Annotated in this window: 10 protein-coding genes and 1 tRNA gene; 4 read left to right on the top strand and 7 right to left on the bottom strand. The window is 72.9% G+C overall.

Features of this window, described 5'->3' with window-relative positions; all coding sequences use genetic code 11:
- Positions 1-109: 109 nt before the first annotated feature.
- Entirely contained in the window at positions 110-1,489 is a 1,380-nt protein-coding gene (locus ET989_RS09830) for an L-serine ammonia-lyase (protein ID WP_131168424.1), read from the top strand.
- 58 nt (positions 1,490-1,547) lie between these two features.
- Positions 1,548-2,822: an SLC5/6 family protein gene (locus ET989_RS09835; RefSeq protein WP_241656300.1), complete on the top strand. Its 1,275-nt coding sequence runs from the start codon at positions 1,548-1,550 to the stop codon at positions 2,820-2,822.
- A 122-nt stretch (positions 2,823-2,944) separates the two neighbouring features.
- On the opposite strand, the gene ET989_RS09840 is transcribed toward ET989_RS09835, so the two are convergent.
- On the bottom strand, positions 2,945-4,252 hold the full coding sequence (locus tag ET989_RS09840; RefSeq protein ID WP_165490114.1) for an SH3 domain-containing protein: 1,308 nt from the start codon (positions 4,250-4,252) through the stop codon (positions 2,945-2,947).
- A gap of 366 nt (positions 4,253-4,618) precedes the next feature.
- A tRNA-Lys gene (locus ET989_RS09845) sits at positions 4,619-4,691 on the bottom strand.
- Between the two features lie 157 nt (positions 4,692-4,848).
- Here ET989_RS09845 and ET989_RS15800 point away from each other — a divergent pair.
- Positions 4,849-4,983 carry a hypothetical protein gene (locus ET989_RS15800; RefSeq protein WP_277751362.1) on the top strand — a complete coding sequence of 45 codons (135 nt, stop codon included), beginning with the start codon at positions 4,849-4,851 and terminating at the stop codon, positions 4,981-4,983.
- Between the two features lie 31 nt (positions 4,984-5,014).
- Here the strand turns inward: ET989_RS15800 and ET989_RS09850 are convergent, their stop codons facing one another.
- The gene (locus ET989_RS09850; protein ID WP_131168428.1) at positions 5,015-5,974 is read right to left on the bottom strand and encodes an L-lactate dehydrogenase; all 960 of its coding nucleotides are present in this window, start codon (positions 5,972-5,974) and stop codon (positions 5,015-5,017) included.
- Between the two features lie 326 nt (positions 5,975-6,300).
- Here ET989_RS09850 and ET989_RS09855 point away from each other — a divergent pair, with 326 nt between their 5' ends.
- Positions 6,301-6,774 (top strand): heme-binding beta-barrel domain-containing protein, encoded by a 474-nt coding sequence (locus tag ET989_RS09855; protein ID WP_131168431.1) that lies wholly within the window; start codon positions 6,301-6,303, stop codon positions 6,772-6,774.
- On the opposite strand, the gene ET989_RS09860 is transcribed toward ET989_RS09855, so the two are convergent.
- Genes ET989_RS09860 through ET989_RS09875 form a run of 4 tightly spaced genes read right to left on the bottom strand, consistent with a single transcriptional unit; the run spans position 6,775 to position 12,902 of the window.
- Complete coding sequence (locus ET989_RS09860; RefSeq protein ID WP_131168433.1) at positions 6,775-9,600, bottom strand: FAD/NAD(P)-binding protein; 2,826 nt, start codon at positions 9,598-9,600, stop codon at positions 6,775-6,777.
- Positions 9,597-10,613, bottom strand: coding sequence for a pyridoxal-phosphate dependent enzyme (locus ET989_RS09865; RefSeq protein WP_131168435.1), 1,017 nt, complete (start codon positions 10,611-10,613; stop codon positions 9,597-9,599). Before ET989_RS09865 ends, ET989_RS09860 begins: the two co-directional genes overlap by 4 nt.
- Before the next feature lie 43 nt (positions 10,614-10,656).
- Positions 10,657-10,860 (bottom strand): SDR family NAD(P)-dependent oxidoreductase, encoded by a 204-nt coding sequence (locus tag ET989_RS15805; RefSeq protein WP_277751363.1) that lies wholly within the window; start codon positions 10,858-10,860, stop codon positions 10,657-10,659.
- 50 nt (positions 10,861-10,910) lie between these two features.
- On the bottom strand, positions 10,911-12,902 hold the full coding sequence (locus tag ET989_RS09875) for an efflux RND transporter periplasmic adaptor subunit (RefSeq protein WP_131168440.1): 1,992 nt from the start codon (positions 12,900-12,902) through the stop codon (positions 10,911-10,913).
- Positions 12,903-12,905: the final 3 nt, after the last annotated feature.

Consider the following 12,905-nt stretch of genomic DNA (forward strand, 5'->3'; position numbering starts at 1 on the left):
AAGGTGTCACACAAGGTCTGTGGTCGCCGCACCAAGGAAGGTGCCGCCCCACCAGATCCCACCCGCGAAGGAGCCGATGGCGGGAACCCCGCCGAGAGGTGATGTTGTCATGCCCTTGAGCGCACTGGACCTGTTCTCGATCGGGATCGGGCCGTCGTCGTCCCACACGGTGGGGCCGATGCGCGCCGCCCGCCTTTTCCTCGACGAGCTGCGGGACGCCGACGTGTTCGACCGCGTCGAGCGCATCGTGTCCGAACTCTTCGGGTCGCTGGCGCTCACCGGGCGCGGGCACGGCTCCGACAAGGCCGTCATCCTCGGCCTGCTCGGCTGCGACCCCGAGACGGTGGACACCGACACCGCCGACGCCCGCGTGGACGCGGCCTGCCGCACCGGGCGGCTGCAGCTGGACGGCGTACGCGAGATCGGGTTCGACCGGGCCGCGGACCTGCTCATGCACATGCGCCGCTCCCTGCCGGCCCACCCCAACGGCATGACCTTCACCGCTTTGGACGCCGACGGCACCGTCGTGGCCGAGCGCAGCTTCTACTCGGTGGGCGGCGGCTTCGTCGTCGACGAGGACGCCATGGGCCGCGACGCCGACGACACCGGCGCGCCGGTCGCGTTGGCCCACCCGTTCGACACCGGCGCCGAGCTGCTCGAGATCTGCGCCCGGGAGAACCTGTCGATCAGCGAGGTGATGCTCGCCAACGAGGCCGCCTGGCGTCCCGAGGCGGAGACCCGCGCGCGGCTGCTGGAGATCTGGCGCGTCATGCAGGAGTGCGTGCGCAACGGCAGCCACCGCACCGAGGAGGTGCTCCCCGGAGGCCTGAACGTGCGGCGTCGCGCCCCCGAGATGCTGCGCAGGCTCCAGGCAACCTCCGATGCCGCCGACCCGCTGCTGGCCATGGACTGGGTGAACCTGTTCGCGCTCGCCGTCAACGAGGAGAACGCCTCCGGTGGGCGCGTGGTGACCGCCCCCACCAACGGGGCCGCCGGCATCATCCCGGCGGTGCTGCACTACTACACCCGGTTCGTCCCGGGCGCCGACGAGGACGGCGTCGTCCGGTTCCTGCTCACCGCCGCCGCCATCGGCATCCTGTTCAAGAAGAACGCCTCGCTGTCCGGGGCCGAGGTCGGCTGCCAGGGCGAGGTCGGGTCGGCGTGCTCCATGGCCGCCGGCGGGCTGTGCGAGGTGCTCGGCGGCACGCCGGCGCAGGTCGAGAACGCCGCCGAGATCGGCATCGAGCACAACCTGGGCCTGACCTGCGACCCGGTGGGTGGCCTGGTGCAGGTGCCGTGCATCGAGCGCAACGCGCTGGCCAGCATGAAGGCCATCAACGCGGCGCGCATGAGCCTCCACGGCGACGGCGAGCACCGGATCTCGCTGGACGCCGCCATCCTCAGCATGCGCTTGACCGGCGCCGACATGAAGAGCGCCTACAAGGAAACGTCCCAGGGCGGGCTGGCGGTCAGCTACACCGAGTGCTGACCACGACGACTCCCACCGACACAACGAAGTGAATGCCCAACCAGAAACGGAGCACGAGGTGTCCGCCTCAACGACCATGCACGACCTCACCCCCGAACAACCCACGATGAAGTGGCGCCGCTTCGACAGCGGCTGGATGATCAGCCTCTTCGGCACCGCCATCGGCGCCGGCATCCTCTTCCTGCCCATCAACGCCGGGGCGGGTGGCCTGTGGCCGCTGCTCATCGTCACGGTGCTCATCGGGCCCATGACCTACTTCGCGCACCGGGCGCTGGCCCGCATGGTGTGCGTGTCGCGGCGTCCCGGTGACGACATTACCGTCGTGGTGCGCGATTTCTTCGGCGAGGGTGCGGGCAAGCTCGTCACGGTGCTGTACTTCGCCGCGATCTACCCGATCGTGCTGATCTACGGCATCGGCATCACCAACACCGTCGACAGCCTGCTGGTCAACCAGCTCGGCCTGGCGTCCCCGCCGCGGTGGTTGCTGTCGTTCGTGCTGATCGCCGTGCTCATGCTGGTGATGGTGGCCGGCCAGAAGGTGATGATCGCCGTCACCGAGTGGCTGGTGTACCCGCTCATCCTGATCCTGTTCGCCGTCACGTTGTACCTCATCCCCAGCTGGAAGTTCGACGCCGCCCTGCTCGCCGTGCCCGCCGCACCCGAGCTGGCCATGTCGGTGTGGATGGTCATCCCCGTGCTGGTGTTCGCGTTCAACCACTCCCCGGCCATCTCGCAGTTCTCGCTGGCGATGAAGCGCGAGTACGGTGCCATCGCGCCGGACAAGGCGTCCCAGATCCTCAAGCGCACCACGATGCTGCTGGTGATCTTCGCGATGGGCTTCGTCTGGTCCAGCGTCCTGAGCCTCGGCCCCGCCGGCCTGGACGCCGCCCGCGAGGCGAACCTGCCCGTGCTGTCGTACGTGGCCAACGTGATGGACAACCCGTTCATCAGCTACCTGGGCCCGGCCGTGGCCATCACCGCCATCGCGTCGTCGTTCTTCGGCCACTACCTGGGGGCCGCCGAGGGCCTGGCCGGCATCGTGCGCGGCTTCTTCGACCGCGAGGGACGCATCGGCAACCGCACGCTGACCATCGCGATCGCCGGGTTCATGTTCCTCACCACGTGGGCGGCCGCCATCGCCAACCCCAGCATCCTGTCGCTCATCGAGTCGCTGGCCGGCCCGGTCATCGCCGCGGTGCTTTACCTGATGCCGATGTACGCGATCCGCAAGGTGCCCGCCCTGGAGCAGTACCGCGGCCGGATCTCCAACGTGTTCGTCACCATCGCCGGCATCGTGGCGGTGGGCGGCATCCTGATCAGCTTCTTCCGCTGATCCCCGGTATCGGGACCCACCTCCGGCTCGACACCCAGTCGCTGCCCGGAGGGCCCAGACGCTGACCGTCGCCGGTCAGTGCCTGGGCCCTCCGGGCAGCGTCGAGTTTGCGGGACGGTGCCTCAGTCGCGCACCGAGATGTGGACGTGGTCGTAGTGGTTCGCGGTCGCGGACCCACGGTCCTCCATCCAGCGCCAACCGCGCTCGGGGTAGGAGGCGTTCCAGATCTGCTGGCGCCAGATGATGTACGTGATCTCGTACTTGGCGGCGTTGGCCTGGAAGTCGCGGGCGATCGTCCAGCCATAGTCGATGCTCGACTGCTGCGACCAGTTCGACACCATGACGTCGATGGCGCGCCCGTTGGGGTGGTCGGAGGAGTAGCTGCTCGAGGCCCGGTAGCCGCCGATGGTGCGGATCAGCGGGTAGGTGTCCAGGACGTGCCCGACGGCGCGCTTGGCGTTGGCGTTCAGGCGGTCGTAGCCGGGCAGTGACACCGAGGTGCTGGGCGCCGGGGTGCTGCTGGGGGGCGTGGTGCTCGTGTAGGGCTTGTAGACCCAGCGGGCCACGCCGTTGTGGATGATCTGGATGCGCGAGTTCTGCTCGACGCCGGTGGTCTGCAGCGCGTTGCCGCGGTGGACCGTGCCCACGATCACGCCGTCGGACGCCGACGTGGCGCGCACGTTGAGGGTGCTCACGGTCACGTACGCCGTCCCCGTGGCCCCGGGGGCCGGGGCGGGCGCGGGGGCGGTGCTCGTGAGGGCCGAGGTGTAGCGCGTGGCGATCCAACGGTTCTGGCCCGCGTGGAGGATCTCGGTGTACTCCGACGTGGTCCGGCCCGTGGTGTCGACCACCGAGTTGGCCGGCAGGACGCCGGTGTACGAGTAGGCGGTGCTGCCGCCGGTGCGCAGGTACAGGTTCGCCGTGGTGCGCACCTGGCCGGCCGGCCGGCTGGTCGATGGCGTCCCGGTGGTCAGGTAGTTGGTGGAGATCCAGCGGGCCTGCCCGGAGAAGACCACCTCGGTCCACCCGCCCGACGTCTTCCCCGTCGTCGGGAGGGTGGACCCCTTGGCGGCCACGCCGACCACGGCGTAGCTCGTCCCGGGACCCGACCGCACGTTCACGGCGGCCGTGGTGGTGGCCTGGCTGGTCGTCACCGGCGCGGATTCGGTGGGGGCCGACGGCGCGGGGGCGGACTCGGAGGCCTTGAGGTAGTTCTGGTAGACCCAGCCGGTGAGGCCCTTGGCGGTGGTGACCTGGTACCAGCCGCCGCTCACCGTGCCGGAAGCGGTCACGGACTCCGACGGCGACAGCACGGCCACGACCCCGTTGGACGTGCTGGGGCCCGAACGCATGTTCACCCACGTCGTGGCCGTCATGGTGGTCGTGGCGTTGGCGACGCCTGCGACGACCAGCCCTGTGGTGCCCAGCATCGCCAAGGCGATGCAACCGCCCACGACTGCGTTCGTCAACCTGCCTGCACGCTTCACGGTGTCCCCCATGTCTTCGGTGTGCTGCACGGCGCCAACGCGTCCGGTGCCGGGGACAGTAGACGCCTGCGAACCGGCTTGTCGCAAGCGGTTTCTGTGGTTTTACTCAGGGATGTCCAGCCGACACGCCGGTGAGCTGTTGGACATTGCAGCGGTGTGATTCAGGCCGCCCTCGCGGGTGAATGCCCTTGTCGGCGCCGATTGCGCGCGGCGGGGGTGGCCGACCGGGGGAGGTCTGCACCCGGTCAAGGCAGCCCCTGAGCCATCCCTGAGAAACCTGAAGGAAAGGTTGAGACTCCTGACGAAGGGTGGGCCCACAGGGGATCGAACCCTGAACCCGCGGATTAAAAGTCCGCTGCTCTGCCAGTTGAGCTATAGGCCCGCGACGGACCACTCTACCGCCGCCTGGGGTGAGGACATGAACCCTCCGTCGTGGGGCATCCCCGTGCTGCTCGTGGCCCGCGTGCTCGTCATGACGGCCCTGCTCGGGGCGCGCGGCCCGGAGCCCACGATCCCCGGCGGGGTCGATCCCGACGGTGGTGGCGCCGTCGTCGCTCGTCGAGACGGTGCGGGCGCTCGCCCCGAAGGGCGCGAGGGTGATCTCGGACAACCAGGAGCCCCAGTGGACCGACCACGAGGGACAACGGCTCGACGCGCTGGCCACCCTGCACTGAACCGGCCCGTGGACCCCGCAGGGGGTAGGCGCTAGAAGCCGAGGCCCTCGGACATGGCCCGGATGTGCTCCGCGCTGGCGCGCAGCTGCGCCAGCTCGTCGTCCGAGACCGGCAGCTCGAGCTGCGTGCCCGCCCCGTCGCGGCCCACCACGGTCGGCACCGCCATGCACACGCCGGAGATGCCGTGCCAGCCCGCCAGCATCCGCGACACCGGCAGCACCCGCCGCTCGTCCCGCAGCACCGACTCGATGATCCGGGTGGCCGCCAACCCGATGGCGTAGTTGGTGGCTCCCTTGCCCTCGATCACCTCGTAGGCGGCGTTCACCACCCGGTGCGCGATGGCGTCGCGCTCCGCCTGGCCCAGCCGCCCCGTCGTGCGCTCCCACTCCGTCAGCGGCACGCCGCCGATGGTGGCGGTGCTCCACAGCGGGGTCTCCGTGTCACCGTGCTCCCCGCACACGTAGGCGTGCACGTTCCCCACGGCCACGTCGCAGGTGGTGGCGATCAGCTGCCGCAGCCGCGACGAGTCAAGCACCGTGCCGGAGCCGAACAGTCGGTTCGACGGCAGCCCGCTGATCTTCAGGGCGGCCTGCGTGGTGACGTCGACGGGGTTGGTCACCATGATGAACGTGGCGTCCGGCGAGTGCTCCACCAGCGGAGGGATCACCTTCTGCATGAGCGCCACCGTCGAGCCGGCGAGGTCCATCCGCGTCTGCCCCGGCTTCTGCTTTGCGCCGGCGGTGACGACGACGACGTCGGAGCCGCGCGTGATGGCCACGTCGTCGGAGCCCTCGATCACCGCCTCGGGGAGGAATTGGCCGCCGTGGGCGAGGTCGAGCGCCTCGGCGCGCACCTTGGGGCCGTTGACGTCGTACAGGACGACGCGGCGTGCGACTCCGCGGATGAGGGCCGCGTAGGCCAGCGAGGATCCGACGGCGCCGGCGCCGACGATGGCCAGCTTGGCGCCTTCGCGGTATTGGGTTGTTGACATGGGGCCAGTCTCTCAGTCTCGGACGATCCTGGCGAGGCCGCGGAGGCAGGCAACTCGACGGTGAACCCGCCCAGGTCGTCCCCCCCACCTTGCACCTCCGCAGCGACGCCCAGGATGTAATAGGCGCCGCGCTCGATCCAGCGGGTGTCGCCGCTGCTGATCAGGCCCGTGACCGCGTCGCGCTCGAGTGGCAGGGCGCCGACGAGGTCCCAGCCGGACAGTGCCAACACCCCCTGGCTGCCGGACTCCGCGCGCGGCTCCGCCCGATCGTGGGTGAGTGACCTGGACGACTCGTGGATCGACGCCCCGGGCGCGACAATGGGCGCATGAGCCTGCACCCGAACCTCGAGCCCCTGGCGCCCCTGGTCGGTACGTGGCGAGGATCGGCGCGGGGCGAGTACCCGACGATCACGTCGTTCACCTACACCGACGCGTGGCAGTTCATCGACGTCGGCAAGCCGTTCCTGTTGTTCGTCGAGCGCACCTGGAACGCCGAGGGCGCGCCGATGCACACCGAGACCGGCTACGTTCGCTCCCCGGGCGGCGGGGTGGTGGAGATCGTCGCGGCAATCCCGACCGGACAGTCCGAGCTTGGCGTCGGCACCGTCGCCACCGAGGGCGCGGTCACCACGGTCGCCACGGACGCCGAGGTGCGCTGCACCCCGAGCGCCAAGCAGGTCGACCGCATCGTCCGCCGCTTCGTGGTCGAGGGCGACGCGCTGGCCTACACCATGGAGATGGCGGCCGTCGGGCAGGGCGTCACCCTGCACCTCACCTCCGCCCTCACGCGGCAGGGCTAGTCAGCCGTCGATCCGGTCGGCGACCCAGCCGGACGGCGTCCGCACCACGTTGCGCGCCAGCGGGATCTGGTGCGACGCGCTCTCCAGGATGTGCATGAGGTAGCCGGCGGTGTTCGGCAGCGCGATGACGTCGCCGGCCCGCACCCCGCGCGGAAACCGCATGCGCCTGAGCAGGATGAGCTCGTCCTCGATGCAGTAGGCGCCCACGAGGAACGCCTCGACCGGACGCCCCGGCTCGCCCCGGCGCACCAGCAGCGGGTCGACGAGGAAGTCGTCGGAGGTCGAGCGGCACTGCGTCCGGTTCATCTCCAGCCCGACCAGGTCGACGCCGTCGCTGCGCTGCTTGGTGAACGCCACCCGCGCCAGCGTGGCGCCGCAGCCGTCCAGCAGCGAGCGCCCGGGCTCCAGGTGCAGCCGCAGCCCGCGGCGGCTCAGCCCGTCCGCGGCCGTCCCGCCGTCGGGGAGTTCGCCCCCCAGCACGTCGGCCAGCCAGCCGCCCCGCACCGGCGCCTGGTGGTACGGGTAGGTATTCGCCAGCGGGTGCGCCTTCCACGTGAACGGGTCGCTGTCGCCCCGCACCATCGCCTCGCGCGCCGACTGGAACGCGGCCCACTGCTCGCCGTCGTCCAGGTAGCTCATCGGGACGCCGCCGCCCAGGTCCACGAAGGCGGGCGCGTGGCCGGCCCCGACCAGGGCGTCGACCAGCTCCAGCGCCTCGCCCAACGCCGTGCGCCGGTCGGCCGCGGCGTACCCGTGCAGGTGCACGTGGACGCCCGCGTACTCCACCCGGGGACGCGTCGTGCGCAGCGCCGCCCGCCACGTCGCGAGCCGCTCGCCGAAGCGGGTCGGCGGCAGGGTCGCGGGGTCGGGCGCCAGCCGCGGCGCCACCCGGACGCCGTCGGTGCCGGCCAGCGCGGCCAGCCGGTCGAGCTCGGCCACCGAGTCCACCGAGACGGTCACGCCGGCCTCGACGGCGAGGCGCAGGAGGGCGTCCGGCTTCACCGCGGCGCTCAGGATGACCCGCTCGCCCGGGACGCCGGCGTCCAGCACCTGGCGCAGCTCGCGCTCGCTGGCGACGTCGACCCCGTGGCCTGCCGCGGCGAGGGCGTCCACGAACGCGAGGGCCTTGTTGGCCTTGCGGGCGAAGAACACCCGGACGTCCACGCCCGCAGCGCGGCCGGCGTCGACCAGCTCGGCGGCGTTGCGCAGGGCAGGCGTCGGGTCGAGAACGTTGACCGGCGACCCGTGCTCGACCAGGAGGCGGTCGCAGGCGTCCGGGTCGGCGAGCAGCCCGGTGAGCCACGGCTCGAGGCGGGCGGTGAGCGGGGGCGTCCCGTGCACGTCGGGCTCGTCGTCGGCCGGGCGGGCACGGGCGATGACCCGCTGCGCCCAGCGTTCCACCACGTCGTGCAGGGTGCGCGAGAGAGTGTCGTTGCCGAGGGTGACGTCCTCGGTGTCGCGCCCGACCACGGCCAGGTGGGGCGCGCCCACGGCCGACCCGTCGCGGGCGATGCGGACGCCGCGCCCCGCCGTGCCGGTCTGCAGGACGCCGTCGGCGACCAGGTCGCCGACGAGGGTGCCCGGCACGACGCCCGGCGGCGCGATGACGGCGTCCACGACCACGTCGGCCTCGGCGAGTTCCGATCCCGCGCGCGGGGCGTCCACGACGCCGGCGTCCAGCAGCGCGAGCAGCTTGGCGGCGTTCACGGGCGGCGGGCCGAACGCGACGCGTTCGAGCGTGTGCGCGAGGTCGCCGAAGCCGGGCAGCGTGGCGCGCCCCTCGAAGGAGGCCCGCGCCACGATGGCGGGGTACAGCTTCCGCCACGCCTCGCCGACCGCCCACGCGGCCGACGGGGGCCGGACGCCGACCGCGACCTCCCACGACTCCCGCAGCTCGGCCACCGGGTCGCCCGTGGCGTCCGCGCCGCTGAGCACTCCGCGGATCGCCGCGTCCTCGAGTTCCCGTCCGGCCGCGCGCCCGAAGGCGGACGCGGTGTCGGCGAGGGCCTCGGTGAGGGCCGCGAGGTCGGACGCCGCCGCCACCTGGGCGGAGCCATCGGCAATCGCGTCCGCCAGGTCGACCGAGGCCAGGGCCCCGCCCGGCTCGGGCTTGACCGCCATGAAGCGCCCCGACCGGCTGGTGGGCCGGATCACGGTGGGTTCCTGACCGGACCGCACGTAGCGGACGCCGGCGCCGTCAGGTTCGAACCGCCCGTCGCGCCCCTCGGTGAGGGCGAGCGCGACGTCGATGAAGGTGAGGGCCGCCCCGCGGCAGGCCACGGTGGCGCCCGGGGGCACGGCCTCGGCCGAGAGCCCCTCCGGGGTGGTGGGGGTGAGTCGGCCCGGGCCGGACCAGTCGCTGGCGAGGGCACCGGGCCAGGCGGCTGCGTGGCCGGTGGCCAGCAGCACCTCGTCGTAGGGGGCGCCGTCCACGAGCCAGGCGCCGCCCTCGCGGTGCACATCGCCGGCGCGCCGGGGCACGTGCACCAGGCAGCCGCCCGCGGGCACGCGGGCCACGAGCCCCGCCCACGACTCGGCCAGGAAGGTACCCACGAGCGCCCGGGGCGGGAAGGCGTCCAGCGGCTCGGACTCGCCGCGGGCGCGGCGCCAGTCGTCCAGCGACCCGAGGGCTGAGCCGACGATCGCGGAGGTGACGTTCAGACGCCAGGACTGTGGCTGGTCGCGCCGGTAGCCGGACCCCTCGCCGAGGGGCCGGTCGTCCCACACGTCGACGTCGACCCGGGCGCCGGTGGCGGCCGCCAGATCCAGCAGCCGCTCGGCCGCCCACAGCCCCCGCGGGCCACCCCCGATGATCGCGACCCTCATGGCGTCCCTTCCCCCAGATCGAGTGCGGCGTCGGCGTCCTCGCCGAGCGTTTCGCGCACCCAGTCGTCGTCGTAGACCGTGTCCAGGTAGGCCTGGCCGGTGTCGTGCAGCACCAGCACCACGTCCGAGCCCGGCGGCAGCGCGTCGGCGCGCTCCAGCAGGGCGGCCACCACCGCTCCGCCGGACGCCCCGGCGAGAATGCCCTCGCGGCGGGCCATCAGCCGGCAGCCGCGGATGGAGGCGGCGTCCCGCACGCGGGCGACCTCGGTGGGGGAGGCGCCCAGCGCCAGGTCGGGGACGATGCCCGCACCGAACCCCGTCAGCGTGCGCGGGCCGACCTCGCCGCCGAACAGGACCGAGCCGAGGGCGTCCACCGCGACGGTGTGGGTGGGGGCACCGAGCCGGTCGAGGTGGCGCAGGCAGCCGCCGATCGTCCCGGTGGTGCTGACCGCGACGAACAGCCAGTCGGGCGGCGCGCCGAGTTCCTCGACGATCTCGGCCATCGTGCCGTGGTCGTGGGCGTCGAGGGCCGCCGGGTTGCCGTACTGGTCCAGCGAGATCGCGCCGGGCAGCTCGGCCAGCAGCTCGCCCACGCGTGCGATGCGGGCAGGCAGCCACTCGCCGGTGTCGGCGTCCGGATCGGTGACGGGGTGGATGATGCCGCCCAGCGCCTTGATGGCAGCGACGGTGAGTCGGTTGGCTCGTGGGTCGGTGACGCAGTGGAAGGTCCAGCCGTGCCAGGCGGCGAGGCGGGCCAGCCCGATGCCGAGGTTGCCCGAGCTCGACTCCACCAGCGTGCCGTGCCCGGGGCGCAGGAGACCGCCGCGGAGCGCGGCGTCGACCAGGGCGGACGCCGTGCGGTCCTTGGCGCTGCCGCCCGGGTTGGCCCCCTCGAGCTTGGCCCACACCGACACGTTGGCGCGGCCGAGGAGCCGCTCGAGTCGCACCAGCGGGGTGTGGCCCACCGTTCCGAGCAGCCCGGAGATCCGCGCGCGCGGTGACCCAGGTGGCATGAAGCCGACTTTACTCCTCGCTGACAAGGGGTGGAGCCGTTCGTCAGCTCTGCATGGAGGAGGCGTTCACCAGCGCGGCGACGGGCCGCTTGAGCAGGTGCGGCAGGAACGCCTGGTAGGTGTCCATCACACCCCAGAAGTTCACGTCCATCACGCGCTCGGCGTCGGCCACGTTCACCTCGTGCGTGCGCCGGTGACGACGAACGTCCTGTTGCTGGTGTCCATCACGCGCCCCCGATCTGTCCACTTCAGACCACTGCAATCGCGGCGGGGGCGCCCCGGTGGGGGAATGGTGGGTCAGCCCGGCCCCTGCATCTCGAACGGGTTCGGCAGCGGCTTGGTGGCGTCCGCGACGATCAGCCGGTCTCCCACCCCGACGCCGTCCAGCACCTCGGCGGCGGCGTCCCCGACGCTGCCGAGCTTGACCGGCGTCTCGACGACGTCGTTGCCGGCCAGCACCCGCACCGTGCCGTCGGTGCCGACCCGGGTCACCGCCGACAGCGGCACCACCACGACGTCGGTCGCGCTGCTGACCTCGATCTCGACGGTGGCCTTGGTGCCTGCCGCGAACTGCTCGGCGTTGGAGCCGCTGGCCACCAGCGTCACCGGGTAGGAGCCGCTGTCCCCGGGCACGAGCGCCTTGGTCAGCACCTCCGCGGACGCCTCGATGCCGCCCGACCCGCGCAGGGTCGCCACCTGGCCGGGGCGGACCGACAGGAACGAGGAGGCCGGGATGCTCATGGTCACCCGCACCGCGCCGGTGGGGGAGACCACGACGGCGCTCTCCGACGCGGTGGTCGCCTCGCCGGCCTTGAACGGCAGCGCGGAGAGGACGCCGTCCATCGGCGCGGTCAGGGTGGCGGCGTCGAGGTCGTCCTCGGCGGACGCCAGGGCGCGGCGGGCCTTGGCGAGGGCCACCTCGGCCGACACGATGCCGGACCGGTTCGCGTCCATACCGGGCTGACCGCCGGGCATGTCCGGCATGTCGCCGGGGTCGGGCATCCCGGGCATCCCGCCTGGCGGCATGGTGGGCGGTTGCGCAGGCGGGGCCTGCAGCAGCGACTGCACGAATGCCATCACGTCCTGCGCCCAGGCCTTCAGCTGCGCAACCGACTGCTCGAGGCCCGCCCTGCCCTGCCGCAGCAGGGACAGCCCCGCGTGGTTGGCCGCGGACAGCTCAGCCTGCACATCGGCCAGCGCCCTCTGGGCGTCGACCACGGCCCGGAGCGCGTCGGTACAGGCCTTCGGGTCGACCGGCTCGGGCTTCACCGTCGGCTCGGGATCCGCCGAGGGCTTGGGTTCGGGCGTGGCGGACGCCGTGGGCTCCGGCTCCGGGGTCGGGTCCGGTGTGGCGGACGCCGAGGGCTCCGGCTCGGGGGTCGGTTCCGGTGTGGCGGACGCCGAGGGCTCCGGGGTCGCGGAAGCGGTCGGCTCCGGCGTGGCCGGCGGCGTCGGGTCCGCCGAGGGCTCGGGTTCGGGGGTCGGGGTGGGCGTCGGGTCCGCCGAGGGCTTGGGCTCGGGCTTCGAGGGCGCCGGGCAGGCCTGCCCGATACGGGCCATGGCCGCATCGAGGGACGCTTGGAGCTCGGCCACCCGGGCGGCCGCGGCGTCCGCCTCGGCGAGGGCCGCGTCGATTGGCTCGAGATCGATCGCGACGGGCGGCATCGCGGGCAGTTCGGTCGCGAGGGAGGGCGCCGGGGGAGCCGTGTGCGTGGCGCCCTGGACGGCACCGCCGCCGGACGCGGCGCCCGCCGTCGCGGATGCACCAGAACCAGTCGCGCCCAGCGACGAGGCCGAGCCCATCCCGGATGCGGCCGACCCCGACCTCGCCTGCACCAACGCCAGGTTGGCGGCGTCCGCCTCGGCGCGGGCCTGCAGCACCTTGGCCCGCAGGCCGGTGTCGTCGAGGACCGCCAGCACGTCGCCGCGCTTGACGGTGTCGCCGACGGCCGCGTGCACCTCGGTCACGGTGCCGGCGGCCGGGAAGCGCACCGCCATCTGGTCGACCTTCGTGACGTTGCCGCTGCCGGTGAGCCGCTGGGTGACGTCGCCCCGGCTGGCCTGGACGGTCGTGTAGCGATTCGCACCGGCAGCCGGGTTCTGGGACATCGCGACGGCCCAGCCGCTCGCGCCGATGAGGGCGAGGACGAGGCCGGCGACGACGACGTTGCGGCGGCGGTGGTCGCGCTTCTGGCGCGCGCCCTCGGGGGCGCGCGGCGCCAGCCGGGCGGGCGGCAGCGGCGGCATCGCGGGCTGGGCGGGCGGGACGGGGGGAACGGGATCGGTCATGGC

This window comes from Propioniciclava sinopodophylli (assembly GCF_004324755.1).
Taxonomy (GTDB): Bacteria; Actinomycetota; Actinomycetes; order Propionibacteriales; family Propionibacteriaceae; genus Propioniciclava; species Propioniciclava sinopodophylli.